This window comes from Streptomyces sp. NPDC053431 (genome assembly GCF_044544925.1).
Taxonomy (GTDB): domain Bacteria; phylum Actinomycetota; class Actinomycetes; order Streptomycetales; family Streptomycetaceae; genus Streptomyces.
On sequence record NZ_JBITXX010000013.1, the window covers coordinates 106,471 to 131,525 of the forward strand.

A 25,055-nucleotide genomic window follows, 5' to 3' on the forward strand; every position below is an offset into this window, starting at 1 on the left:
GAGGGACCCGCCCAGCACCGGGAACACCACGTACCAGGCGACGGACCACGCGCCGGCCGCGTCCCCCGCGAAGAGCGCGGCGAGGGTCAGCGCGGCCATGCCGAGGATCAGCCGGCCGGGGCGGAACTCATGAACCAGCACGGATGACCTCCACCTGTCCGAGGCCGACCTCCAGGAAGAGGTCGACGGTGCCGCCCGGGGCGACGCCCGGCGGCGGCGTGAGCGTACGGGTCTCGTCGAGGTCCGGCGCGATGTCGATGTCGCCCCGCTGCGAGGGTACGGCGGACGCCGCCGGCGGCACGGGCGACTGCCCGGACGGCCGGAGCGAGGCCGTGGCCGACGGCTCGCCCGGGGTGGCCGGAGCCGGCGGTGTGGCCGGGGCCGGCGCCGGGCCGTTCGGGGGCAGGCGGAGGTCGCCGAGGCCCGCCTGGGCGCGCAGCGTCACCGTCACGTTCCGCGGCACGATCACCTCCAGCTTCCCGGCACCGACCTCCACCCGCGTCGTCACCTTCGTCCCCGCCGGCACGACGAGGCCCGACAGGTCGAGCGTGCCGACGCCCGTGCCCAGCTCGTACCGCGGCTGCACCGCCGCGACCGTCACCGGACGCCAGGTCTCGCGCGCCCAGACCGTGGAGATCTCCTTCGGCAGCACCGAGGCCACCGTGAGCAGTCCCGCCGTCACGAGCATGAGGAAGACCGTGCCGAACCCGGTCCGGCCGACGAGGCTGCTGACGACCAGGCCGAGCCCGAACACCGCGAGGGCCGCCGCGAGACCGATCTGCAGGCTCGTGCCCAGCGGATGCCCGTCCCACGACAGGCCCGTGCCGAGGCCGCCCGCGATCAGGGCGAGCAGGAACACCAGGCCGCCGATGGACGGCGGGCTCGTGCGCACCCGGGCCGACGGCGTCGGCCGGCTCGGCCGCCCGGGATCCGGGCCCCACTGGCTGCCCGGCGTCGGCACCACGCCGTCGATCGTGCCGTCCTCGTCGAGCACGCCGTGCGGACCCCACAGATAGCCGACGGCCACCTTGCCGGTCGAGCCGTCCTTGACGATCGGGTCCCGCCACCACGACGGGAACTCCACCAGCGGCGGCGCCTTCGTCTCCGGCGGCGCCTCGGCCACCGCGAGCGCCGCCGCACCGTCTATCCGGCCGCCCTCCTCGGCGGTCGCCACGACCGACTGCCGGCGCTGCGACCAGACCGCCGCGCCGCTCACCCCGAGGGAGAGGATCAGCGCGAACGCCAGCGTCCCCCCGCTGTGCAGCATCGACAGGAAGACACCGCAGCCGACGAGTGCCATCAGCACCGCGGTCAGCGAGGAGCCCGAGACCCGGCCGGTCAGCAGCCGGCGGCCCTCGCTCTCCTCCTCGCCCGCGAGCGGTATCAGCAGCCACGCGAAGCCGTAGAAGATCAGCCCGACGCCGCCGGTCACGGAGAGCACGCCGAGCGCGATCCGGAAGATCACCGGGTCGAGGTCGAACTGCCGGCCGAGACCGCCGCACACGCCGGCCACGACCTTCTGCCCGCGCGAGCGCCGCAGCGGCGGGGCGGGCGGGGCCTCCGCCGGCGGCGGGGCCTCGGGGGGCGAAGGCGTCGTACTCGTCATGCGTCCATGGTGACCGCCCGTGACGCCCCGCGGCACCGGGACCGACCCTGCCTTGACCCTGATCTTCCGGCCGGCCCGGACCCCGAGACGGTTCCAGGGTCGATATCCGGGCCGACCCTGATGTCCGGGGACGGCCGAACGTGTGACGATCAGTGCATGCCCGTAGCAGCCCGTGTCCCCGAGCTCGACGAACCGCCCGTGCGCAAGCTGTATCGCAGCGCCGACGGGCGGTGGCTCGGCGGTGTCGCGCGCGGTCTCGCCGGGCACCTCGGACTGCCCGTGATCTGGGTGCGGGCGTTCTTCGTGGCCCTGATGCTGGCGGACGGCCTCGGCGCGCTGCTGTACGCGGTGTTCTGGATCGTCGTGCCGCTCGGCGTCGGCGGCCGCTCCGCCCCGCGCCCCATGTTCGAGACCACGCCGGACGGCCGCAGACGCCTCCGCAAGCCCGACCGGGGCCAGGTCTTCGCCCTCGTCGCGCTCGCCATCGGGATCAGCGCGTTCATCGGCAATCTCGACGTCGACCGGCAGGCCGGCCGCTACCTCTGGCCGTTCCTGCTGATAGGCGTCGGTGTCGTCCTCGTCTGGCGGCAGGCGGACAACGCCCGCCGGGCCAGCTGGACCGATCCCGACCGGCGGCGCCGCGCCTTCCAGCTCGTGCGCGGGCTCGTCGGTGTCGCCCTGGTCGGCACCGGCCTCGCCGTCTTCCTGGTGGTCCGCGGCTCGGTCGCCCAGTTGGGAACGGCGCTGACCGCCACCGTCGCCGTCCTCACCGGCATCGCCCTGCTCGCCGGGCCCTGGCTGGTCCGGATGTCGCAGGACCTGAGCGAGGAGCGCACGCTGCGCATCCGCGCCCAGGAGCGCGCCGAGGTCGCCGCCCACGTCCACGACTCCGTGCTGCACACCCTCACGCTGATCCAGCGGAACGCGGACGACGCCGGCGAGGTCCGCCGGCTCGCCCGCGCCCAGGAGCGGGAGCTGCGCAACTGGCTCTACAAGCCGGAGGGCACGGGCAAGGAGGAGGACGAGGAGCCGGCCACGCTCGCCGAGGCGGTCAAGCGGGCCGCGGCCGAGGTCGAGGACAAGCACGGCGTCCCGCTGGAGGTCGTGGTGGTCGGCGACTGCCCGCTCGACGAGAAGCTGGGCGCCCAGATGCAGGCCGCGCGCGAGGCGATGGTCAACGCCGCCAAGTACGGTGGCGAGGGCGGGCCGGTGCAGGTCTACGCGGAGGTGGAGGGCCGGACGGTCTTCGTCTCCGTGCGGGACCGCGGGCCCGGCTTCGACCTGGACGCGGTACCGGACGACCGGATGGGCGTACGAGAATCGATCATCGGCCGGATGCAGCGCAACGGCGGAACGGCGCGGCTGAGATCCGTGCCCGGCGGGGGTACCGAAGTGGAGCTGGAGATGGAGAGGGCGGACGGATGAGCGACGAGACGGGGACCGGGAGCGGGGCGGCGGCGCGGGACGCGGAGCGCCGGGTGCGGGTCGTGCTCGTCGACGACCACCGGATGTTCCGCACCGGGGTGCAGGCCGAGATCGGCCGGACCGACGTGACCGGCGTCGAGGTGGTCGGCGAGGCCGCCGACGTGGACCAGGCGGTGACGGTCATCATCGCCACCCGCCCCGAGGTCGTCCTCCTCGACGTGCACCTGCCGGGCGGCGGCGGCGTCGAGGTGCTGCGCCGCTGCGCGAGCCTCATGGCGGCGACCGAGAACCCGGTCCGCTTCCTGGCCCTGTCGGTCTCCGACGCGGCCGAGGACGTCATCGGGGTCATCCGTGGCGGCGCCCGCGGCTATGTCACCAAGACGATCACCGGCACCGACCTGGTCGACTCGATCTTCCGGGTCCAGGAGGGCGACGCCGTCTTCTCGCCGCGCCTGGCCGGCTTCGTCCTCGACGCCTTCGCCTCGACGGACGCCCCGCCGGTCGACGAGGACCTGGACCGGCTCACCCAGCGGGAGCGCGAGGTGCTCCGGCTGATCGCCCGCGGCTACGCGTACAAGGAGATCGCCAAGCAGCTCTTCATCTCGGTGAAGACGGTCGAGTCGCACGTCTCGGCGGTGCTCCGCAAACTCCAGCTCTCCAACCGCCATGAGCTGACCCGCTGGGCGACCGCCCGCCGCCTGGTCTGAGCGCCCGGGGAGGAATCCGGGGGCGAAGGCCGGGAGGGATGCCGGGCGCGGAGGCCGGCTGCGGGCCGGGACTGAGGCCGCCCGGGCCAGGACGGAGGTCGGGCGCCGAGGCTGGGCGCCAGCCGAGGCTGAGGCCGGCCGCGGGCCGGGACTGAGGCCGGGCGCGAGCGCCGGACGGAGCTCGGGCGCGGGCCGGGACCGAGGCCGGTCCCGGGCCCGGACGGAAACCGGCCGCGGGCCGGGGACGGGGCTGCGCGCGGCCGCCGGAGAGGGAGGCCGGGCGGGGGCGCCGGAGACGGAGGCCGGGCGCGGGCGCCGGCCGGGTGAGCCGCCGGCCGCCGGCGACGCCCTCGGCGCGCGCCCGGCGACGCCCTCGCGCCCGGGTGTCGGTCAGCCGACGCGGGTGGCGCCCGCGAAGGGCATCTCGTCGATCGGGGCGATCCGCACCGGGGCGCCGGGGCGCGGGGCGTGGATCATCTGTCCGCCGCCGATGTAGAGACCGACGTGGCTGATGCCGGAGTAGAAGAACACCAGGTCGCCGGGGGCCAGCTCGGAGCGGGAGACCCGGCGGCCGGCGTTGATCTGGGTGTACGTGGTGCGCGGCAGCGAGACTCCGGCCGCCCGCCACGAGGCCTGGGTGAGCCCCGAGCAGTCGTAGGCGGACGGCCCGGTCGCCCCCCACACGTACGGCTTGCCGAGCTGCGCCTGGGCGAAGGCGATCGCCTCGGCGGCGCGGGCGGTGGGCGCCGTGATCGGGCCGCGGGGCAGCGAGCCCCGGTCGGCCCGGTCCGCGGTCCCGGAGGCGCCCGAGGCGCGGGCCGCGTCATGCGCTCCGGCCGCCACGGCGGCCTCGTAGCGGGCCCGCTCCTCGGCGGTGAGCCGCGCCAGCAGGGCGCGAGCGGCGTTCAGCTTCCCCTGCACGGCGGCCTTCTGCCGGCGCAGTTCGGCCTCGTGCGTCCGCAGCTCCCGCAGCCGGCCCTCCGACTCGCCGCGCAGCTGCCGTACGGCGGTCAGCTCGCGCCGTACGGCGGCGATGGCCGCCGCCTGGCGGTCCCCGGCCTTCTCGGCGAGCGCGGCCCGCTCCAGGTACTGGTCCGGGTCGGAGGTGAGGGCGAGCTGGATGGCGGGGTCGAGCCCGCCGGAGCGGTACTGGGCGGCGGCGAACGCGCCGAGGACCTCGCGTGAGCGGTTGAGCCGGTCGGTCCTGCGGGCGGCCTCGTCGCGCAGCCGGTCGAAGGCGGCGCGCGCCCGGCCGGCCTGCTCCTTCGCGCCGTTGTACTTCTCGGTCGCGACCTCGGCCTCCTCGTAGAGCCGGTCGACCTCGGCCTTGACCTGCGCGGGAGTGGGGCGGGGCGCGGCCTGCCCGGAGCCCTCGAAGACGGTCGCGGTGGCCGCGGAGGCCAGGGCCAGGGTGGCGGCCGTGCGGGCGGCCTGGCCGCCGAGCGGGGACTGCTTGGGCTTGCGGTGCGCTGCCACGAGGGCGGGTCACATCCTCTCCCTGTAGGCGACTCCGCCCGCCGGGGCCGGCGGCGGCCCGCACAGGGGAACGCGCCGCCGCCGGTTTTCTCGGCGGGGGTGACCGACAGCCGTCGGAGTCCGGCGGTGGTGGGGAGCCGGTCACCTGGGGGAGGACGCTAAACCTGGCGGCCGTCCGTCGGCGGTGCGTTGACCGCTATTGGCGCCGGTTGGCCTTCCGGGACCGTTCTCTTTCGCGCCGGGCGAGGTCCCGGCGGTGCTTCCGGCAGCCCCCTGACCGAAGCCAGGGAGAAGGTGGACCCGCCCCGGGGCCGGTGCTATGGCCCCGGTTAGGCTCCGCCCCATGGACGTACTCATCAATGTCTTCGTCGCCCTGCACATCATCGGAATCGGCGCGCTGCTCGGTGGATTCCTGACCCAGATGAAGGCGATGGGCGCGGGTACGGCCCGCTTCACCCCGGCGATGCTGCACGGCGCCCTGACCATGCTGGTCACCGGCGTCGCTCTGGTCGGCCTCCACCAGGCCGACGACCACACGGTGAACAACATCAAGGTCGGCGTGAAGCTCGCCCTCCTCGTCGTGATCCTCGGCCTCGTCTACGTCAAGCGCGACGAGGAGCGGATCGACAAGGCGCTGTTCGGCACGGTCGGCGGCCTGACCGTGACGAACATCCTCATCGCCACGCTCTGGGTGTGACGGTGTGACGGTGTGACGCCGACGCCGACGCCGACGCCGACGCCGACGCCGACGGCGTGACGGCGACAGCGCCGGCGTGACGGCGACAGCGCCGGCGTGACGGCGACAGCGCCGGCGTGACGGCGACAGCGCCGGCGTGACGGTGTGGCGGTGTGACGGCGCGATGACGGCGTGACCACCGGCCGCCGGCGCGCGGCCGTCACACCGGGCGCACGCTCCCGTAGATCGGCATGTAGTAGATCGACTCCTCGCGCACGTACGCCCCCGGCTTCGGCGCGTGGATCATCTTGCCGTCGCCGATGTAGAGGCCGACGTGACTGATGTCGTCGTAGAAGAAGACGAGATCGCCGGGGAGCAGGTTCTCCGTGGCGATCCGGTCGCCGACCTTCACCTGGTCCCAGGTGGTCCGGGGCAGGTCGACCCCGGCCGCCCGCCAGGCGGCCTGGGTGAGCCCGGAGCAGTCGTACGAGCTGGGGCCGGTCGCGCCCCACACGTACGGCTTGCCGATCTGGGCGCGCGCGAAGGCCAGGGCGTCGGCGGCCTTCGCCGCGTACGTGGTGCCCGAACCGGACGGCGGCGGGGTGCTCGGATCCGGCGCCGGCCGGGTCTGCTCCTGCCGCTCGCGCTCGGCCTCGGCCGCCGCCCTCGCGGCCGCCTCCGCCTTGGCCCGCGCCTCCGCCTTGCGTCGGGCCTCCTCCTGCCGCTCGCGCTCCAGCCGGGCGAGCCGCGCCTTCTCCTCGGCGGTCAGCTTCGCGAGCAGCGTGCGCGCCTCGGCGAGCTTGGCCTGCACGGTCTCCTTGCTGCCGCGCAGCTTCTTCTGCGCCTCGGTCAGCTCCGTCAGGCTCCGGGCGGCCTGCGCCCGCTGCTTCGCCGCCGCGGCGCGCTTCGACTCGTAGTCCGCGACCGCCGTGCGCTGCTTCTGCGAGAGGCGGTCCATGAGGTGCGTCTGGTCGAAGTAGTCCTGCGGGCTGTCCGCGAAGATCAGGGTGGCGGTCGGCCCGACCGCGCCGGCCCGGTACTGCGCCGCCGCGTACGCGCCGAGTGCCCGGCGCGAGGCGTTGATCTCCTCGGTCCGGCGAGCCGCCTCGTCGAGCATCCGGTCGACCGCGCGGCGCTGCCGCTCGGTGGCCTCCTTGGCGCGGTCGTACTCCTGCGTCGCGACGCCGGCCTCCCGGTACAGCCGGTCGACCTTCTTCTGCACCTCCTCGACCGAGGGCTTCGCCGGCTGCGTGGGCACGGCGTGGGCGCTCTGTCCGGACAGCAGCGTGACGGAGGCGAGGGCGGCCGTGGTGACACCGACGGCGGGGGCGTGGGGGCGGGTCGTGCGCGGCTTGCGATGGGACGCCAAGGCCGGCATCTCCTTCCTGGACGCCGAGAGGCACCCGACCGTGTGGTGCCGGCCGTGGGGGAGCGGGCCTGGTTCGGCGTGGGCTTCCCGCTCGGCGCGGTTCGCCGACGGTGCAGAGGGGTAGGGGACGGGCCGCTTGGGCGAGCACGCTAGCGAGCCGTGGGACGGGTGGGAAGCCCGGTGCGCCTTATGTCCGATACATTTTCGTGACCTGATGAGGACCGGCACCCTCCGCATCGTCCCGCCTCCCGAGGGTCACTTTCGGACGCGGCAACCGCCTGTCAGTCCGGCGGCCTAAACTCGGGAGGCGATGAGCAGCCTCTTTGACGACAGCTTCCTGGCGAGCCTCCAGACCCACTCCTCGGAGGAGCCTCCGCCCCTGCCCGAGGACGACGAGCACGGCGCCCCGGCCGCGGAGGAGGTTCCGCACGACCTCTTCGGGGAGCACTTCGACGCGCCCCCGGCGCCCCGGGACCCCTACTACCGCGACGGCGCCCACCGCCCCGTCGTGGACCCGGCCGCGCTCCTGGACGGGCTGAACGAGCAGCAGCGCGCCGCCGTCGTCCACACCGGCTCCCCGCTGCTCATCGTCGCCGGCGCCGGCTCCGGCAAGACCCGGGTGCTCACCCACCGCATCGCCCACCTCCTGGCCACCCGGCACGTCCACCCCGGCCAGATACTGGCGATCACCTTCACCAACAAGGCCGCCGGCGAGATGAAGGAGCGGGTCGAGCAGCTCGTCGGCCCGCGCGCCAACGCCATGTGGGTGTCCACCTTCCACAGCGCGTGCGTGCGCATCCTGCGCCGCGAGTCGAAGAAGCTCGGCTTCACGTCCTCCTTCTCGATCTACGACGCCGCCGACTCCAAGCGCCTGATGTCCCTGGTCTGCCGCGACCTGGACCTGGACCCCAAGCGCTTCCCGCCGAAGTCCTTCAGCGCCAAGGTCTCCAACCTCAAGAACGAGCTCATCGACGAGGAGTCCTTCGCCGACCAGGCCGCCGACGGCTTCGAGAAGACCCTCGCCGAGGCCTACCGGATGTACCAGGCCCGGCTGCGCGAGGCCAACGCGCTGGACTTCGACGACATCATCATGACGACGGTCCACCTGCTCCAGGCCTTCCCGGACGTCGCCGAGCACTACCGCCGCCGCTTCCGCCACGTCCTCGTCGACGAGTACCAGGACACCAACCACGCCCAGTACACGCTCGTACGGGAACTGGTCGGCACCGGATACGAGGACCTCGGCCCGGCCGAGCTGTGCGTCGTCGGCGACGCCGACCAGTCGATCTACGCCTTCCGCGGCGCGACCATCCGCAACATCCTCCAGTTCGAGGAGGACTACCCGGACGCGACGACGATCCTCCTGGAGCAGAACTACCGCTCCACGCAGACGATCCTGTCCGCCGCCAACGCCGTCATCGAGCGCAACGAGTCCCGCCGCCCCAAGAACCTGTGGACCAACGCGGGCGCGGGCGCGCAGATCACCGGCTACGTCGCCGACACAGAGCACGACGAGGCCCAGTTCGTCGCCGACGAGATCGACCGGCTCACCGACGCCGGCGACGCGAAGGCCGGCGACGTCGCCGTCTTCTACCGCACCAACGCCCAGTCCCGCGTCTTCGAGGAGATCTTCATCCGCGTCGGACTGCCGTACAAGGTCGTCGGCGGCGTGCGCTTCTACGAGCGCAAGGAGGTCCGGGACGTCCTCGCCTACCTGCGCGTCCTCGCCAACCCCGAGGACAACGTGCCGCTGCGCCGCATCCTCAACGTGCCCAAGCGCGGCATCGGCGAGCGCGCCGAGGCGATGATCGACGCCCTCGCGCTGCGCGAGAAGATCACCTTCCCGCAGGCGCTCAAGCGCGTCGACGAGGCGTACGGCATGGCGGCCCGCTCCGCCAACGCCGTCAAGCGCTTCAACACGCTCATGGAGGAGCTGCGCACCATCGTCGACTCGGGCGCGGGACCGGCCGTGGTCCTGGAGGCCGTGCTCGAGCGCACCGGCTATCTGGCCGAGCTGCAGGCCTCCACCGACCCGCAGGACGAGACCCGGATCGAGAACCTGCAGGAACTCGCCGCCGTGGCCCTGGAGTTCGAGCAGGAGCGCGGGGAAGAGGGCGGATCGCTCGCCGAGTTCCTGGAGCAGGTCGCGCTCGTCGCCGACTCCGACCAGATCCCGGACGAGGACGAGGAGGGCGCGGGCGTCATCACCCTGATGACCCTCCACACCGCCAAGGGCCTGGAGTTCCCGGTGGTCTTCCTCACCGGCATGGAGGACGGCGTCTTCCCGCACATGCGGGCCCTCGGCCAGACCAAGGAGCTGGAGGAGGAGCGCCGCCTCGCGTACGTGGGCATCACGCGCGCGCGTGAGCGCCTCTATCTGACCCGCTCCGCGATGCGCAGCGCCTGGGGCCAGCCCTCGTACAACCCGGCCTCCCGCTTCCTGGAGGAGATCCCCACCGCGTATCTGGAGTGGAAGCGGACCGGGCCGATGGCCAAGCCCGCCGGGCCGACCTCGGGCATCACGTCCTCGCTGTCCTCCTCGCGCACCCGCTCCGGCCCCTCGGGCTTCGCCACCCGTCGTACGAGCGACAAGCCGGTGATCGCCCTCCAGGTCGGCGACCGGGTCACCCACGACCAGTTCGGCCTCGGCACGGTCATGGCCGTGCAGGGCGCGGGTGCCGACGCGCAGGCGACGATCGACTTCGGCGGCGAGAAGCCGAAGCGGCTGCTGCTGCGGTACGCACCGGTCGAGAAGCTGTAGGCGGCCGGCGCCTGCGCCGGCGCCGCGCACCGGCGGCAAGAGGAAGGGCCCCGGCCGGAGTTCGGCGGGGGCCCTTCCTCGTACGCGAGGCGGCGGCGTCAGCTCAGCGGGTTGAGGCCGTGGCTGAGCAGCCAGGGCAGCGGGTCGATGGCCGCGCCGCCGTTCGGCCGGACCTCGAAGTGGAGGTGCGGGCCGGTGGAGTTGCCGGAGTTGCCGGAGTACGCGATGACCTCGCCGGCCTTGACCTTGCCGGAGCGGATCTTGGTGCTGCTGAGGTGGCAGTACCAGGTCTCCGTGCCGTCCGGGGCGGTCACGATCGCCATGTTGCCGTAGGCGCTGTTCCACTGCGTGCGGACGGTGCCGTCGGTCGCGGACATGACCTTCGTGCCGTACTGCACGGGGAAGTCGATACCGGTGTGCGTGGACATCCAGTTGACGCCGGCCTGACCGAAGCGGGCGCTGAGCTGGTGCAGCTTCACCGGGAGCATGAACTTGGGGCGGAGGGCCTCCTTGCGGGCGGCCTCCTCCTCGCGCTTCTTCCGCTCCGCCTCCTGGCGCAGCTTCAGGTCGATGCGCTCCTGGGTGCGGCTGGCGCGGTCGCCGAAGTCGCGGGCGTCGGCGCTGAGCGCGGCGAGCTGGGTGTCCAGCTCGCTGTTGGCGGCGACCTGCTTGACCGAGGCCGGGTCGGCGGCGGCCAGGGACGTCGTGTCGTCCTTGGAGTCGGCGCCGTCGGTGAGACCGCTGACGGAGGCGGCGGCGATGCCGGCGACTCCCATGACGCACGCGGACGGGACGGCGACCGTCAGGAGCGCCGACCGCTTGGCGGGCGTGCGGCGCCGGCCGCGGCTGCCGCCACCGGAACGGCGGACGGGCCGGCCGGGAAGGGCGGCGTCCGGGCCGGAGCCCTGCTCCGGGAGGAGATCGGGGTCGATCTCCAGGGCGATCATGGTCTCGGCGGCGTGGAACGCGTCGAGCTCCTGGTCGGTGCCGTCGGTGCCCTGGGCGAACTCGCCGCCCTCGGTGTACTCGGCGCCCTGGGTGTACTCGGCGAACTCCGGCTCGTACGCCGACGCCTGCTGCTCGTCGTAGGAGGCGGTCGGGTAGGCGGCCGTGGCGTACTCCGCCTCGTACTGCGGGGTTTCGTACGTCGCCGTCTCGGGAGCCGCGTAGGAGTCGTACGACCCGTAGGCCGCGAAGCTCTCCTGGGAGAAGTCGTACGAGGTGCCGGTGGCGTGCTCGGCCGGGTACTCGGGGGAGTTCTCCGGCGTGTACTGCTGCGGGACGACCGCCTCGGGGGCCGGCTGGTTCCAGGCGGTGGCGTCGTAGGTCCCGGTCTCGAAGCCGGGAGTCGCCCACTGGGCCGTGGCGTCGTACGAGGCGAAGGCCGTCGCGTCGTACTGGCCCGTCTGCTGCGCCTCGTTCCAGGCGGTGGCGTCCCACTGGCCGGTGGCGGTGTACGAGCCGTGGGAGCCGGTGTCCCACTGGCCGCTGTAGTCGGTGTAACCGGCGTACGCGCTCTGGTCGGTGTACCCGTCGTGGCTGGTCCGACCTGCGTCGTAGCCCGTGTCGTAGGTGCCGAACAGGGGGTCGACGGCGTAGCTGCCCGTGGTCTGGGTGGCGTCCGTGACGTACCCGGCGTGGGGGTGCTGGTCGTTCACCAACTTCTCTCTCGCCTCGGCAGCAGGGGGTCAAGCAGTGGCGTGACTGTACCCGGCGGTACGCGCGCCCGACAATCTTCGCCGGGTTTCCAGGCCCCGGGAAACGGGCAATCGGCCGTCTTTCGGTGGGTTACGGAGAGAGCTTTGGCTCTGTGTTCGAAGAACGTTCGAAGAACGGTTGTCCTCCGGCGGCCCGTCAGGCCACCGAGGCCGCCCCCGCGGACCCGTCCCGCGCATCCGCGGCCGGACCCTCGTCGTCCAGGGCCTCGAGGATGCCCGTGGCCACCGTGGGATGCACCGGCAGCGCGAGGTGCCCGACGCCGCTGACGCGCACGTTGTGGACGATGAGGTCCGGATGGTCGAGACGGGCCGTCTCGACCGGGACCATCACCTGGTCCAGATCGCTCCAGAAGCTGACGAACCGGGTACGGCAGCCCGGCGCCGGGCCCGCCAGCTCGCTCAGCACCTCCGAACCGGGGCGCATCTGGCGCACCAGCGGATGCGCGTCGGCCAGCGGCAGCGGCACGAACCTCGTCCCGGAGTGCGGGGTGCCCAGCATGACCAGCGTGCGCACCCGGGCGTCACCGCCGAGGCGCTGTACGTAATAACGGGCGACGAGCCCGCCCAGGCTGTGGCCCACCAGGTCGACCCCGTCGTGGCCGGTCCGGGTGAGCAGCTCCTCCACGCGGCGACCGAGCAGTTCGGCGGCGGCCCGCAGGTCACAGGTGAGCGGAGAGTAGTTGAGCGACTCGATCTCGTGACGGCCGTGCCGGGCGAGGGCGCGGCGCAGCAGGACGAACACGGAGCGGTTGTCGACGAAGCCGTGCAGCATCACCACGGGGCGCGGGCCGCTTCCGGGGTCGTCGGACGGAGTCGTCCGGCGACGTTCGGTGATCAGGCCGGAGGGGTAGAGGACCAGGTGCCCGGCGAGAACGGCGAGCTCCAGGGCGTGGGCCTTCATCCGGTCGGTGAGCGCGGTGGGGGTGAGATCCATCGCCGACCTCCGTCCCGTACGGCGGTGCGCCGCACCTCCGGGCCGTGCGGTCGACGGCGCGGGGATGCGGCGACTCCGTGGCGGCTCCGCTGCGGAGCGAACAATGTCCCATGTGTGATTTCCCCCTCGCCGCCCTCCGCGAAACGGCCGGGTGCGGGATGCTGGCGATAACGTTCGTTCACCTCCCCGGCAACGAGGCTCGGGGGTCGCATGTGGAGGCAGTGATGGGTGTGACCGGTCCGATCCGCGTGGTGGTCGCCAAGCCGGGTCTCGACGGCCACGATCGCGGGGCCAAGGTGATCGCGCGGGCGCTCCGCGACGCCGGCATGGAGGTGATCTACACCGGGCTCCACCAGACGCCCGAGCAGATCGTCGACACCGCGATCCAGGAGGACGCCGACGCGATCGGCCTCTCGATCCTCTCCGGCGCCCACAACACGCTGTTCGTGAAGGTGCTGGAGCTCCTGAAGGAGCGCGACGCGGAGGACATCAAGGTCTTCGGCGGCGGCATCATCCCGGACGCGGACATCCCGCCGCTGAAGGAGAAGGGCGTGGCGGAGATCTTCACGCCGGGCGCGACGACCACGTCGATCGTCGACTGGGTGAACGCGAACGTCCGCGTGGCGGCCTGAGCGTCGGCGACAGCGACGACAACACACGGCGGGGCGGTCCGGGGCGGGAGCCCGGGACCGCCCCGCCGCGCACTGTCCGGCCCGCCGCACCCGGGTCCGTGGCACCCCGGCCCGCCGCCTCGCCGCCTCGCCGCACACCGGTCCGCCGCGGGTCACCCGCCCTCCGACAGCTCCGCGTGCATCGCCGCCCTGAGCTCCAGGGTGGAGACGAGGCGCTGGAAGGCCTCGCTCCAGTAGGCGCCGGCGCCGGGCGAGGCGTCCTCGGCCTCGGCGGGGAGGGCGGTCAGGGCGGCGAGCTGGGGAGCGGCGGCCGGTGACAGGCAGCGCTCCGCGAGGCCCATCACGCCGCTGAAGCTCCACGGGTAGCTGCCCGCGTCCCGGGCGATGTCCAGGGCGTCGACGACCGCCCGGCCCAGCGGCTCCGACCACGGCACCGCGCACACGCCCAGCAGCTGGAACGCCTCCGACAGGCCGTGCGCCGCGATGAACGAGGCCACCCAAGAGGCCCGCTCCTCCTCCGGCAGCGTCGACAGGAGCTGGGCGCGCTCCGCCAGTGAGGAGGTGCCGGGGCCGGTGGCCTGCGGGGCGGCCGGCGCGCCCAGCAGGGCGCGCGACCAGTCCGCGTCGCGCTGGCGCACGGCCGCCCGGCACCAGGCGGCGTGGAGCTCGCCGCGCCAGTCGTCCGTGACCGCCAGGGCGACGATCTCCTCGGGCGTCCGCCCGCCGAACCGGGCGGGCCAGCACCCCAGCGGTGCCGCCTCGACGAGCTGGCCGAGCCACCAGGAACGCTCGCCGCGCCCCGTGGGCGGGGTGGGCGTCACCCCGTCGTGCCGCATCCCCGCGTCGCACTCGTGCGGCGCCTCGACGACGAGTGTCTCCGCCCCCTCCGTACGGTCCAGGGACACGCACGACACGGCCCGTTCCGCCATCCGCGCGGCCAGCGCGGAGGCCGGCAGGGCGGACAGCAGCTCGGCGGCCGTGGCGCGGACGTTGCGGCTGCGGTCGGACAGCGCGGCCTCCAGGAACTCCTCGTCCGCGGGCCCGAGTCCGGCCCGCAGCGAGTCCAGGAACATCAGCCGGTCCTCGGCCCTCTCCGACTCCCACGTCGAGGCGAGCAGCTCACGGCCCCGGGCCGGATCGGCGGCCCGTACGGCGGACAGCAGCGCCACCCGCTCCGCGAAGAGCCCCTCCTCCCACAGCGCCGACACCGCGTCCGGGTCGCCGGGGTCGGGCAGCATGCCACCTCCGCCCGTCCCCCGCAGCGCGAACTTCCACTCCGGATTGAGGCGGGCCAGCCACAGCCCGCGCGGCCCGGCGAAGGCCAGCGCCTGGGGCCGCAGATCGGTCCGGGCCCGGGCCGCGTCGAGCAGCGCGGGCAGCGCGGCGGCGGGCGCGCCGTAGCCGCGCTCGTTGGCGGCGGCCAGCCACTGGGGCAGCAGCTCGGCGAGGTCCGGGGCCGCCCCGCGCCGCCCCCCGGACGGCGCGGGCGCGGCCCGGCCCGCGAGGAGCTGCCCCAGCCTGCGCCGGGCCGCCTCCGGCAACGGCCTGCGCCCGTCCTCCGGCGCGACCTCCAGCGGCGCGGCGGCGGGCCCGGGCCGCAGCCCCGCCCTGCGCCGTACGGTGTGCACGGCGGCGGCGTCGAGCAGGGCGACCGGCGCCCCGTCCCCGCCGCTCCTCCCGCTCCCCGTGAGCGGCTTCCGGTCGGTGCCCAGCAGCGCCGACGTGACGAGCTCTTCCCAGGCGTCCATGGACTCCTCCAGACGTGTGTGCGCGAGCGGTCGACGTACGGTCAGGCGAGCGGCACCGTCTCCCCGGGCGCATCGGCGGACCAGGCGGCCAGCGGCGTGAACCCCTGGTGCCCCACCTCCCCGAACACGGTCACCGGCCCGCCGCCCGACAGCGCGATCAGCCGCCACAGGGCGGGACGACTCTGCGCGGCGCGCGTCAGCGGTACGGCTTCGCGGGCGCCGGCGGGGGCCGCGTCGCCGGGCGGGGGCGGCGGGGTGCGGGGGGACCCCGTGAGGGGGGACGGGGTGAGGGAGGCCACGGTGCCGGAGCCTGCGTGGCCGGTCGACGCCGGTGGCGGTGCCGGTGCCGGGACCGGGGCGGGAGCGGGGGCCTCGGCCGGGGCCTTGGCCGGACGGGGGACGGGCAGGGCGGCCCCGTCCGTGTGGGCGCCGCTGGTGAGGGCTTCACCCGCCGTCGCAGCGCCGCCGTAGGGCATGTGCCGCCACGCCTCCCCGCCCGCGGGGTGCGACGCGTCCCTGTCCTCCGGGGGCCGCGCGTCCGCGAGCTGCCAGCCGTAGTCGGCGCGGGCCGGGACGACATCGGTGAGCGTGACCGGCCAGGTGTCGAGCCAGGGATCCTCGCGCAGGGCGCGGCCGTAGCTGTCGAGGGCGGCGCCGACCGAGCCGCCGACCGGCGGCGTGCCCCCGGGAGCGGGCGGGGCGAACTGCTCGACCAGCTCCGCGCGGAGGCCGCCGCCCCCCGTGTACGGGCGCAGCTCGGCGTCCAGGACGACGCCGACGGGGAAGGACGGCTGCGGCGCGCGGCCCGCCGCCCCGAAGGAGAGGAGCAGGGCCGTGCGGCCGCTCGCCCGGCCGTGCAGCCAGATGCGGCGGGTCGTCAGACGGCTGTCCGCCGTGTCGTACTGGGCGAGCACCAGCCAGTGGTCCCGCACCGTGGGCCCCTCCTGCGGGGCCGACAGGCCGACCCTGCTCCGTACCGTCGCCACCAGGGGAGCGGGCAGACGGTCGGCGGACAGCCAGGCCCGGTCGAGGAGGTGCGTCAACGCGCACTCCTCCAGAAGCCGCACCGGCCAGTCCGGCCCGGACCCCGGTATCGACCCCAACTCCCGGACCCGACCCGCGAGTCCGGGCGCCTGCGCGTCGACCATGCGGGCCGCCGTCTCCTCCCACAGCCCGTACCCCGCCTGCTCGGCCGAGGCGAGGCCGCCGCGCAGCAGATCGGCCAGCCGCCGCTCCAACTCCTCCGCGCCCGCGGTGATCCGGGCCGCCCGCCGCTCGGCCCGGCGGCGCGCCGCCGCCGGATCGGCGGGCCCCGCGTCCACCCCCGCGTCCGCCCGTGTCGTCGCGCCCTCGGCCCGCGCCCGCCTGCCCGCGAGCCACTTCTCCGCCCAGTCCGGCGTCCCGCCGTCGGTGTCGACCTCGCCGCCGGCCCACAGCAGCAGCAGTCCCAGCGCGTGCTTGCACGGGAACTTCCGGCTCGGGCAACTGCAGTCGTACGCGGGGCCCGTGGTGTCCACGACCGTGCGGTACGGCGTCCTGCCGCTGCCCTTGCACAGCCCCCACACGACTTCCCCGCCACCGGTACCCGCGCCCGCACCCCGGCCCGTCCCCGACCACGGGCCGGACGTGCCCAGCTTGCTTCCCGCTCTGCGCGACGCTTCGTCAGGAGCCAGTGCCAGCACCTGGTCCGCCGTCCAGCGCACCCCCTGCTCAGTCATGCGAACGACCGTACGGGTCACCACTGACAACGCCCTCCGTGCACCGCCCCCACCACCCCCCCACCTGCGGTTCTCCCGGACGGACGGGGATTGTCAGTGGGATGGTGCACCGTGGATCGCACAGCAGGTCGAACGATCTGGAGGGGGACCCATGACCCTGCCCGAAACCACCACGACCACCGCCGCGGAGGCCGCTGTGACCACCTCCGCGGCCAGCTCCCGCGAGGCGGCCCTGCGGCCCCACGCCGAGGACGCCTTCGCCCATGAGCTCGCCGCGCTGTCCGCCGCGGACGACCGCCCGCGCCCCGCCCGGTGGCGGCTCTCGCCGTGGGCCGTCGCCACCTATCTCCTCGGCGGCACGCTCCCCGACGGCACGGTGATCACCCCCAAGTACGTAGGCCCGCGCCGCATCGTCGAGGTGGCCGTCACCACGCTCGCCACCGACCGCGCCCTTCTCCTGCTCGGCGTGCCCGGCACCGCCAAGACCTGGGTGTCCGAGCATCTCGCCGCCGCCGTCAGCGGCGACTCCACCCTGCTCGTCCAGGGCACCGCCGGCACGCCCGAGGAGGCCATCCGCTACGGGTGGAACTACGCGCAGCTGCTCGCCCACGGCCCCAGCCGCGCCGCCCTCGTGCCCAGCCCGGTCATGCGGGCCATGGCGCAGGGCATGACCGCCCGGGTCGAGGAGCTGACCCGTATCCCGGCGGACGTGCAGGACACGCTCATCACGATCCTCTCCGAGAAGACCCTCCCGATCCCGGAGCTGGGCGAGGAAGTGCAGGCGGTCGGCGGCTTCAACCTCATCGCCACCGCCAACGACCGCGACCGCGGCGTCAACGACCTCTCCAGCGCGCTGCGCCGCCGCTTCAACACCGTCGTCCTGCCGCTGCCCGCCACTCCGGACGCCGAGGTGGACATCGTGGCGCGGCGCGTCGACCAGATCGGCCGCTCGCTCGACCTGCCGGCCGTGCCGGAGGGCGTGGAGGAGATCCGTCGGGTCGTCACCGTCTTCCGTGAACTGCGCGACGGCATCACCACCGACGGCCGCACCAAGCTCAAGTCCCCTTCCGGGACGCTCTCGACGGCCGAGGCGATCTCCGTCGTCACCGGCGGCCTCGCGCTCGCCGCCCACTTCGGCGACGGCGTCCTGCGCTCCGCCGACGTCGCCGCCGGCCTGCTCGGCGCGGTGGTCCGCGACCCGGCCGCCGACCGGGTGATCTGGCAGGAGTACCTGGAGACGGTGGTCCGCGAAAGAGACGGCTGGAAGGACTTCTACCGCGCTTGCCGCGAGGTGAGCGCGTGACACGGACCACCGACACGCACCGGCCCGCCAGCCGGGCCGCGGCTGCGGCCGGCGCGGGCGCCGACCGGACGCCTGCTGGGCCGGGTGCCGATCGGGCGCCTGCCGGGCCGAGTGCCGACCGGACGTCTGCCGGGCCGGGCGCCGACCGGGCGCCTGCCGGGCCGAGTGCCGACCGGACGTCTGCCGGGCCGGGCGCCGACCGGACGTCTGCCGGGCCGAGTGCCGACCGGGCGCCTGCCGGGCCGAGTGCCGACCGGGCGCCTGCCGGGCCGGGCGCCGATTGGACGCCCGCCGGGCCGAGTGCCGACCGGACGTCTGCCGGGCCGGGCGCCGACCGGGCGCCTGCCGGGCCGAGCGTCGCCCCGATGCCTGCCGGATCGGGCGTCGCCCCCGCGGCGGCCGCGCCGGCCGCGCCGAGCTCCGACCCGGCGGCCGGCGCGTCCGGCGCCGAGGCCTCCCGCGTCGCCGACACCGCATCCGGGCGGGCCGGAGACGGGACGGTCCGGTCCCTCGCCGGTCCCCTCGTGCTCGGGGTGCGGCATCACGGGCCCGGGTCCGCCCGGGCCGTGCGGGCGGCGCTCGACGCCGGGCGGCCCAAGGTCGTGCTCGTCGAGGGGCCGCCCGAGGGGGACGCGCTGGTGGGGCTCGCCGCCGACGAGGGGCTGCGGCCCCCGGTCGCGCTGCTCGCGCACGCCGTCGACGACCCGGGGCGCGCCGCGTTCTGGCCGATGGCCGAGTTCTCGCCCGAGTGGGTCGCCATCCGCTGGGCCCTCGCCCACGGCGCCGAGGTCCGCTTCATCGACCTGCCCGCCGCCCACACCCTCGCCGCCACCGACCCCACCTGGGGCGACGAGGACGAGGCCACCGGCCAGGGGCTGCGCGTCGACCCCATCGCCGAGCTCGCCGAAGCGGCCGGATACGACGACGCCGAGCGCTGGTGGGAGGACGTCGTCGAACTCCGCGGGTCCACCGACCCGTTCGCCCCCTTCGACGCCCTCGCCGAGGCGATGGGCGCCCTGCGCGAGGCGTACGGGCACGGCGGCCACCCCCGCGACCTGGTGCGCGAGGCGTACATGCGGATCCAGCTCCGGTCCGCGCAGAAGGAGTTCGGCGACGACGTCGCCGTCGTCTGCGGCGCCTGGCACGTCCCGGCCCTGCGCCGCAGGGCGTCCGTCACCGCCGACCGCGCCCTGCTCAAGGGCCTGCCCAAGGTGAAGACCGCGCTGACCTGGGTGCCCTGGACCCACCGCCGCCTCGCCCGCCGCTCCGGATACGGCGCCGGCATCGACGCGCCCGGCTGGTACGCGCACCTGTTCACCGCCGCCGACCGGCCCGTCGAGCGCTGGATGACCAAGGTCGCCAGGCTGCTCCGGGACGAGGACCTCGCGGTGTCCTCCGCCCACGTCATCGAGGCCGTCCGGCTCGCCGACACCCTCGCCGCCATGCGCGGCCGGCCGCTGCCCGGCCTCGGCGAGACCACCGACGCCGTCCGGGCCGTCATGTGCGACGGCTCCGACGTCCCCCTCGACCTGGTCCGCGACCGGCTCGTGGTCGGCGACGTCCTCGGCACCGTCCCGGCCGCCGCCCCCGCCGTACCCCTCCAGCGCGACCTCGAACGCCTCCAGCGCGGACTGCGCCTCAAGCCCGAGGCGCACGAGCGCGAGCTCGAACTCGACCTGCGCAAGGACAACGACGCCGCCCGCAGCCGGCTGCTCCACCGGCTCCGGCTGCTCGGTGTCGCCTGGGGCGCCCCCGTCGCGGGCCGCGGCTCCACCGGCACCTTCCGCGAGACCTGGCGGCTGTGCTGGGAGCCCGAGCTGCACGTCCAGGTCGCCGAGGCGGGCATCTGGGGCACGACCGTCGAGGGCGCCGCCACCGCCAAGGCCGAGTCGCAGGCCGTGGCGGCCGCCGATCTCGCCGCCGTCACGGCGCTCGCCGAGCAGTGCCTGCTCGCCGGGCTCACCGACGCCCTGCCCGCCGTCCTGCACGCCCTCGCCGACCGCGCCGCCCTCGACGCCGACGTCTCCCACCTCGCCCAGGCCCTGCCCGCCCTCGCCCGTTCCCTGCGCTACGGGGACGTCCGCGCCACCGACACCGCCGCGCTCGGCGAGGTCGCCGCCGGGCTGGCCGAGCGGATCTGCGTCGGCCTGCCGCCCGCCTGCACCGGACTCGACGCCGACGCCGCCGCGGAGATGCGCGACCGCATCGACGCCGTCCACACGGCAGTCGCCCTGCTGACCGGCCGGCCCGACGGGCCGCAAGGGCCGCCCACGAGCAGCCCGCCTGCCGGCGGGCCCCTCGGCGCGCCGGTCGGCCCGCCCGCCGACGCCCCCGACCCCGCCGGCCCCGGCCACCCCGCCGAACTCCGTCATCCCGACGGCCCCGGCCGGCTCGCCCCCTCCAGCGCCCCCGACCCCGCCGTCTCCGACGCCGCCCCCGAGCCCGTCGCCTCCGACGCCGTGTCCGACGCCGCCCCCGACCCCGGCGCCTCCGGTCTTGCCGGGCGTTGGGCCGGTGTGCTGCGGCGGCTTGCCGGGCGGGAGCGGGTGCCCGGGGTGGTGCGGGGGCGGGCCGCTCGGCTGTTGCTCGACGAGGGGCGGCTCGGGGAGGACGAGGCCGCCCGGCTGATGGGGCTCGCCCTGTCGCCCGGTACCCCGCCCGCCGACGCCGCCGCCTGGATCGAGGGCTTCGTCGGCGGGGCCTCCGGGGGCGGACTGCTCCTCGTGCACGACGAGCGGCTGCTCGGTCTGGTCGACGACTGGCTCGGCGCCGTACCGGCCGAGGCGTTCACCGACGTGCTGCCGCTGCTGCGCCGCACCTTCGCCGCCTACGAGCCCGGCGTACGCCGGACACTCGGCGAGCTCGTCGCGCGCGGTCCCGCGGCCGGCGGCCCCGCCGGGCCCGCGGCCGGCACGCCCGGCTTCGCCGTCATCCCCGACCAGGAGCGCGCCGACGGCGCGCTGCCCCTGCTCCGTCTCATCCTCGGTACGGAAGGACAGTGAGGACAGTCATGAGCAGCGTCACCACCCCCGCCGGCTCCCCCGACCCCGCCACCCCCACCACCTCCACCATTCCCTCCGGCCCCTCCGGCCCCACCACTTCCACCATTCCCTCCGGCCCTTCCGGCCCCACCACCTCCACCATTCCCTCCGGCCCCTCCGGCCCCTCCGGCCCCTCCGGCCCCTCCGGCCCCTCCGGCCCCTCCGGCCCCTCCGGCCCCTCCGGCCCCTCCGGCCCCTCCGGCCCCGCCACTCCCGCCCACTCCTCCGGCCCCTCCGACGACGAGCGGCTGCGCCGCTGGCGCCTGGTGCTCGGCGGCGGGGAGGCCGACGGCACCGGCCGCGCCCTGACCGGGACCGACGCCGCCATGGACGGCGCCCTCGCCGCCCTCTACGGCGGCGGAAGGGGTGGCGACCGGAGGAGCGGCGGCGATCGGTCCGCCGGCCTCGGCGGCTCCGCGCCCTCCGTCGCCCGCTGGCTCGGCGACATCCGCACGTACTTCCCCAGCTCCGTCGTCCAGGTCATGCAGCGCGACGCGATCGAGCGGCTCGGACTGTCCACGCTCCTCCTGGAGCCCGAGATGCTGGCGGCCGTCGAGCCGGACGTGCACCTCGTCGGCACGCTGCTGTCCCTCGACAAGGCCATGCCGGAGACCACCAAGGAGACCGCGCGGGCCGTCGTCCGCAAGGTCGTCGAGGATCTGGAGAAGCGGTTCGCCACCCGCACCCGCTCCACCCTCACCGGCGCACTCGACCGCTCGGCGCGGATCAACCGCCCCCGGCACCGGGACATCGACTGGGACCGCACCATCCGCGCGAACCTGGCGCACTACGTCCCCGAGTACCGCACGGTCGTCCCCGAGCGGCTGATCGGCTACGGCCGGGCCGCCCGGTCGGTCAGGAAGGAGGTCGTCCTCTGCGTCGACCAGTCCGGCTCCATGGCCGCCTCCGTCGTCTACGCCTCCGTCTTCGGCGCCGTCCTGGCCTCCCTGCGCGCGATCGCCACCCGGCTCGTCGTCTTCGACACCTCCGTCGTCGACCTCACCGACCAGCTCGACGACCCCGTCGACGTCCTCTTCGGCACCCAGCTCGGCGGCGGCACGGACATCAACCGGGCGCTCGCCTACTGCCAGTCGAGGATCACCCGACCCGCCGACACCGTCGTCGTCCTCATCAGTGATCTTTACGAGGGCGGCATCCGCGACGAGATGCTGAAGCGGGTCGCCGCCATGAAGGCCTCCGGCGTGCAGTTCGTGTGTCTCCTCGCCCTGTCCGACGAGGGCGCCCCCGCCTACGACCGGGAGCACGCCGCCGCGCTCGCCGCGCTCGGCGCACCGGCCTTCGCCTGCACCCCCGACCTCTTCCCCGAGGTCATGGCCGCCGCCCTGGAGAAGCGCCCGCTGCCCGTACCCGCGGCCTGACGCGGCCACCCGGAGACGGGCCCGGAGGGGCGGGCCGCGCCGTCTCCTGCCCCGCCGCGCCAGGTGCGGAATCCGTCGTGCCGCGGGCACCCGGACGGGTGCCCGTGCTGTCACTGAGGCCCATATCACAGTCGCGCCCGCACCGCCCTCACCCGGCCGCCCGGCGCGCCGTGAGGCGGGCAACAGGCGCGCCCAGACTGCTGCTAGGACAGGAGCGGCCCCCGCCCCCGTCTCTACGGAACGCCCCGTCACCCCTACGATCTGTGACCCGTATCACCGCCCTGTTGTGAGCTGCGATTTAGGGACCCACGGCCCACGGGGATAACCTGCGAGACGGACATGCCGCGTCCACGGACACCGTGTACGCCTCCCTAGTGACAGCGCAGTCACGTTGCCCTTCGCGGCACGCCCACGCAGACAACGAACCGCGATCATCTAGAAAAGGGACGCGCGTGGACCTGTTCGAGTACCAGGCGAGGGACCTCTTCGCCAAGCACGGTGTACCGGTGCTGGCCGGTGAAGTCATCGACACGCCTGAGGCGGCGCGCGAGGCCACCGAGCGGCTTGGCGGCAAGTCGGTCGTCAAGGCGCAGGTGAAGGTCGGCGGCCGCGGCAAGGCCGGCGGCGTCAAGCTGGCCGCCACCCCGGACGAGGCCGTCGCCCGCGCGACGGACATCCTGGGCATGGACATCAAGGGCCACACGGTCCACAAGGTGATGATCGCGGAGACCGCTCCGGAGATCCTCGAGGAGTACTACGTCTCGTACCTCCTCGACCGCACCAACCGCACCTTCCTCGCCATGGCCTCCGTCGCCGGTGGCATGGACATCGAGGAGGTCGCAGCGACGACCCCCGAGAAGCTCGCGAAGGTGCCGGTCGACGCCAACAAGGGTGTCGACATCGAGAAGGCCCGCGAGATCGTCGCCCAGGCCCAGTTCCCGGCCGAGGTCGCCGAGAAGGTCGCCGAGGTCCTGGTGACCCTGTGGAAGACCTTCATCGCCGAGGACGCGCTCCTCGTCGAGGTCAACCCGCTGGCCAAGGTCGCCTCCGGTGAGGTCATCGCCCTCGACGGCAAGGTCTCCCTGGACGCCAACGCCGACTTCCGTCAGCCCGAGCACGAGGCTCTCGAGGACAAGGCCGCAGCCAACCCGCTCGAGGCTGCCGCCAAGGCCAAGAACCTCAACTACGTCAAGCTCGACGGCGAGGTCGGCATCATCGGCAACGGCGCCGGCCTGGTCATGTCGACCCTGGACGTCGTCGCGTACGCCGGTGAGAACCACGGCGGCGTGAAGCCCGCCAACTTCCTCGACATCGGCGGCGGCGCCTCCGCCGAGGTCATGGCGAACGGCCTGGAGATCATCCTCGGCGACCCGGACGTCAAGTCCGTGTTCGTCAACGTCTTCGGTGGCATCACCGCCTGTGACGAGGTCGCCAACGGCATCGTCCAGGCCCTGGAGCTCCTCGCCTCCCGTGGCGACGAGGTCACCAAGCCGCTGGTCGTGCGCCTCGACGGCAACAACGCGGAGCTGGGTCGCAAGATCCTGTCGGACGCCAACCACCCGCTGGTCCAGCGCGTGGACACCATGGACGGTGCGGCCGACAAGGCCGCCGAGCTCGCGGCTGCGAAGTAAGGGAAGAGGGACAGAACAGCCATGGCTATCTTCCTCAACAAGGACAGCAAGGTCATCGTCCAGGGCATGACCGGTGCCACGGGCATGAAGCACACCAAGCTCATGCTGGGTGACGGCACCAACATCGTCGGCGGCGTGAACCCGCGCAAGGCCGGCACGACCGTCGACTTCGACGGCACCGAGATCCCGGTCTTCGGCACCGTCGCCGAGGCGATGAAGGAGACCGGCGCCAACGTCTCGGTCCTCTTCGTCCCGCCGGCCTTCGCCAAGGCCGCCGTGGTCGAGGCGATCGACGCCGAGATCCCGCTCGCCGTCGTCATCACCGAGGGCATCGCCGTCCACGACTCCGCCGCGTTCTACGCGTACGCCGTGGAGAAGGGCAACAAGACCCGCCTCATCGGCCCGAACTGCCCCGGCCTCATCACCCCGGGCCAGTCCAACGCCGGCATCATCCCGGGCGACATCACGAAGCCGGGCCGCATCGGCCTGGTCTCGAAGTCCGGCACGCTGACGTACCAGATGATGTACGAGCTCCGTGACATCGGCTTCTCCTCCGCCGTCGGCATCGGTGGCGACCCGGTCATCGGCACCACGCACATCGACGCCCTGGCGGCCTTCGAGGCCGACCCGGAAACCGACCTGATCGTCATGATCGGTGAGATCGGCGGCGACGCCGAGGAGCGTGCGGCCGACTTCATCAAGGCCAACGTCACCAAGCCGGTCGTCGGCTACGTCGCGGGCTTCACCGCGCCCGAGGGCAAGACCATGGGCCACGCCGGCGCCATCGTCTCCGGCTCCTCCGGCACCGCCCAGGCGAAGAAGGAGGCCCTCGAGGCCGCCGGTGTGAAGGTCGGCAAGACCCCGACCGAGACCGCCAAGCTGGCGCGCGCGATCCTCGCGGGCTGACCTGACTGACGGGCTGAATCGCACA

At 74.3% G+C, this 25,055-nt stretch carries 17 protein-coding genes; 10 read left to right on the top strand and 7 right to left on the bottom strand.

Going from position 1 to position 25,055, the window contains the following annotated elements; translation table 11 throughout:
• Positions 1-127 precede the first annotated feature (127 nt).
• Positions 128-1,606 (bottom strand): PspC domain-containing protein, encoded by a 1,479-nt coding sequence (locus ACIGXE_RS27035; RefSeq protein WP_399751462.1) that lies wholly within the window; start codon positions 1,604-1,606, stop codon positions 128-130.
• Positions 1,607-1,762: 156 nt separating this feature from the next.
• Between ACIGXE_RS27035 and ACIGXE_RS27040 the strand changes: the two genes are divergently transcribed.
• Positions 1,763-3,031 carry a PspC domain-containing protein gene (locus ACIGXE_RS27040; protein WP_399751463.1) on the top strand — a complete coding sequence of 423 codons (1,269 nt, stop codon included), beginning with the start codon at positions 1,763-1,765 and terminating at the stop codon, positions 3,029-3,031.
• A complete protein-coding gene (locus tag ACIGXE_RS27045; protein ID WP_399751464.1) occupies positions 3,028-3,738 on the top strand; it encodes a LuxR C-terminal-related transcriptional regulator in 711 nt (236 codons plus the stop codon). Before ACIGXE_RS27040 ends, ACIGXE_RS27045 begins: the two co-directional genes overlap by 4 nt.
• Positions 3,739-4,128: 390 nt before the next feature.
• Here the strand turns inward: ACIGXE_RS27045 and ACIGXE_RS27050 are convergent, their stop codons facing one another.
• Positions 4,129-5,214: an NlpC/P60 family protein gene (locus tag ACIGXE_RS27050; protein WP_399751465.1), complete on the bottom strand. Its 1,086-nt coding sequence runs from the start codon at positions 5,212-5,214 to the stop codon at positions 4,129-4,131.
• Between the two features lie 343 nt (positions 5,215-5,557).
• On the opposite strand from ACIGXE_RS27050, the gene ACIGXE_RS27055 reads away from it, so the two are divergent.
• On the top strand, positions 5,558-5,911 hold the full coding sequence (locus ACIGXE_RS27055) for a hypothetical protein (protein ID WP_399751466.1): 354 nt from the start codon (positions 5,558-5,560) through the stop codon (positions 5,909-5,911).
• A 199-nt stretch (positions 5,912-6,110) separates the two neighbouring features.
• Here ACIGXE_RS27055 and ACIGXE_RS27060 read toward each other — a convergent pair whose 3' ends face one another.
• Positions 6,111-7,268 (bottom strand): NlpC/P60 family protein, encoded by a 1,158-nt coding sequence (locus tag ACIGXE_RS27060; protein WP_399751467.1) that lies wholly within the window; start codon positions 7,266-7,268, stop codon positions 6,111-6,113.
• Between the two features lie 301 nt (positions 7,269-7,569).
• Here ACIGXE_RS27060 and pcrA point away from each other — a divergent pair, with 301 nt between their 5' ends.
• Positions 7,570-10,020, top strand: coding sequence for a DNA helicase PcrA (gene pcrA / locus ACIGXE_RS27065; protein WP_399751468.1), 2,451 nt, complete (start codon positions 7,570-7,572; stop codon positions 10,018-10,020).
• 98 nt (positions 10,021-10,118) lie between these two features.
• On the opposite strand, the gene ACIGXE_RS27070 is transcribed toward pcrA, so the two are convergent.
• A complete protein-coding gene (locus tag ACIGXE_RS27070; protein WP_399751469.1) occupies positions 10,119-11,678 on the bottom strand; it encodes a M23 family metallopeptidase in 1,560 nt (519 codons plus the stop codon).
• Between the two features lie 196 nt (positions 11,679-11,874).
• Positions 11,875-12,672, bottom strand: coding sequence for an esterase/lipase family protein (locus ACIGXE_RS27075; RefSeq protein ID WP_399751470.1), 798 nt, complete (start codon positions 12,670-12,672; stop codon positions 11,875-11,877).
• 224 nt (positions 12,673-12,896) lie between these two features.
• On the opposite strand from ACIGXE_RS27075, the gene ACIGXE_RS27080 reads away from it, so the two are divergent.
• Positions 12,897-13,304, top strand: a complete 408-nt coding sequence (locus tag ACIGXE_RS27080; RefSeq protein WP_365337713.1) for a cobalamin B12-binding domain-containing protein — start codon at positions 12,897-12,899, stop codon at positions 13,302-13,304.
• Between the two features lie 152 nt (positions 13,305-13,456).
• Here ACIGXE_RS27080 and ACIGXE_RS27085 read toward each other — a convergent pair whose 3' ends face one another.
• Together ACIGXE_RS27085 and ACIGXE_RS27090 are read right to left on the bottom strand one after the other, a co-directional pair.
• Entirely contained in the window at positions 13,457-15,052 is a 1,596-nt protein-coding gene (locus tag ACIGXE_RS27085; protein WP_399751471.1) for a DUF5691 domain-containing protein, read from the bottom strand.
• Positions 15,053-15,093: 41 nt separating this feature from the next.
• On the bottom strand, positions 15,094-16,770 hold the full coding sequence (locus tag ACIGXE_RS27090; RefSeq protein ID WP_399751472.1) for an SWIM zinc finger family protein: 1,677 nt from the start codon (positions 16,768-16,770) through the stop codon (positions 15,094-15,096).
• 151 nt (positions 16,771-16,921) lie between these two features.
• Here ACIGXE_RS27090 and ACIGXE_RS27095 point away from each other — a divergent pair, with 151 nt between their 5' ends.
• The 5 genes from ACIGXE_RS27095 to sucD all read left to right on the top strand — a co-directional run bounded on the left by ACIGXE_RS27095 (position 16,922) and on the right by sucD (position 25,030).
• Positions 16,922-18,073, top strand: coding sequence for an AAA family ATPase (locus tag ACIGXE_RS27095; RefSeq protein ID WP_399751473.1), 1,152 nt, complete (start codon positions 16,922-16,924; stop codon positions 18,071-18,073).
• Positions 18,074-18,438: 365 nt separating this feature from the next.
• Entirely contained in the window at positions 18,439-21,075 is a 2,637-nt protein-coding gene (locus ACIGXE_RS27100; RefSeq protein WP_399751474.1) for a DUF5682 family protein, read from the top strand.
• A gap of 8 nt (positions 21,076-21,083) precedes the next feature.
• A complete protein-coding gene (locus ACIGXE_RS27105; RefSeq protein ID WP_399751475.1) occupies positions 21,084-22,493 on the top strand; it encodes a VWA domain-containing protein in 1,410 nt (469 codons plus the stop codon).
• A 452-nt stretch (positions 22,494-22,945) separates the two neighbouring features.
• The gene (gene sucC / locus ACIGXE_RS27110; protein ID WP_399751476.1) at positions 22,946-24,124 is read left to right on the top strand and encodes an ADP-forming succinate--CoA ligase subunit beta; all 1,179 of its coding nucleotides are present in this window, start codon (positions 22,946-22,948) and stop codon (positions 24,122-24,124) included.
• Between the two features lie 21 nt (positions 24,125-24,145).
• Positions 24,146-25,030 carry a succinate--CoA ligase subunit alpha gene (sucD, locus tag ACIGXE_RS27115; RefSeq protein WP_399751477.1) on the top strand — a complete coding sequence of 295 codons (885 nt, stop codon included), beginning with the start codon at positions 24,146-24,148 and terminating at the stop codon, positions 25,028-25,030.
• The last annotated feature ends 25 nt before the right edge of the window (positions 25,031-25,055 follow it).

Bases quoted from the DNA above. Each gene is read 5' to 3' on its own strand.
- ACIGXE_RS27085 (WP_399751471.1), bottom strand. From the start codon at position 15,052: ATGGACGCCTGGGAAGAGCTCGTCACGTCGGCGCTGCTGGGCACCGAC.
- ACIGXE_RS27105 (WP_399751475.1), top strand. From the start codon at position 21,084: ATGAGCAGCGTCACCACCCCCGCCGGCTCCCCCGACCCCGCCACCCCC.
- ACIGXE_RS27045 (WP_399751464.1), top strand. From the start codon at position 3,028: ATGAGCGACGAGACGGGGACCGGGAGCGGGGCGGCGGCGCGGGACGCG.
- ACIGXE_RS27090 (WP_399751472.1), bottom strand. From the start codon at position 16,770: ATGACTGAGCAGGGGGTGCGCTGGACGGCGGACCAGGTGCTGGCACTG.
- ACIGXE_RS27100 (WP_399751474.1), top strand. From the start codon at position 18,439: ATGCCTGCCGGATCGGGCGTCGCCCCCGCGGCGGCCGCGCCGGCCGCG.
- ACIGXE_RS27055 (WP_399751466.1), top strand. From the start codon at position 5,558: ATGGACGTACTCATCAATGTCTTCGTCGCCCTGCACATCATCGGAATC.
- ACIGXE_RS27075 (WP_399751470.1), bottom strand. From the start codon at position 12,672: ATGGATCTCACCCCCACCGCGCTCACCGACCGGATGAAGGCCCACGCC.
- ACIGXE_RS27060 (WP_399751467.1), bottom strand. From the start codon at position 7,268: ATGCCGGCCTTGGCGTCCCATCGCAAGCCGCGCACGACCCGCCCCCAC.
- ACIGXE_RS27040 (WP_399751463.1), top strand. From the start codon at position 1,763: ATGCCCGTAGCAGCCCGTGTCCCCGAGCTCGACGAACCGCCCGTGCGC.
- ACIGXE_RS27095 (WP_399751473.1), top strand. From the start codon at position 16,922: ATGACCCTGCCCGAAACCACCACGACCACCGCCGCGGAGGCCGCTGTG.
- sucD (WP_399751477.1), top strand. From the start codon at position 24,146: ATGGCTATCTTCCTCAACAAGGACAGCAAGGTCATCGTCCAGGGCATG.
- pcrA (WP_399751468.1), top strand. From the start codon at position 7,570: ATGAGCAGCCTCTTTGACGACAGCTTCCTGGCGAGCCTCCAGACCCAC.
- ACIGXE_RS27080 (WP_365337713.1), top strand. From the start codon at position 12,897: ATGGGTGTGACCGGTCCGATCCGCGTGGTGGTCGCCAAGCCGGGTCTC.
- ACIGXE_RS27035 (WP_399751462.1), bottom strand. From the start codon at position 1,606: ATGACGAGTACGACGCCTTCGCCCCCCGAGGCCCCGCCGCCGGCGGAG.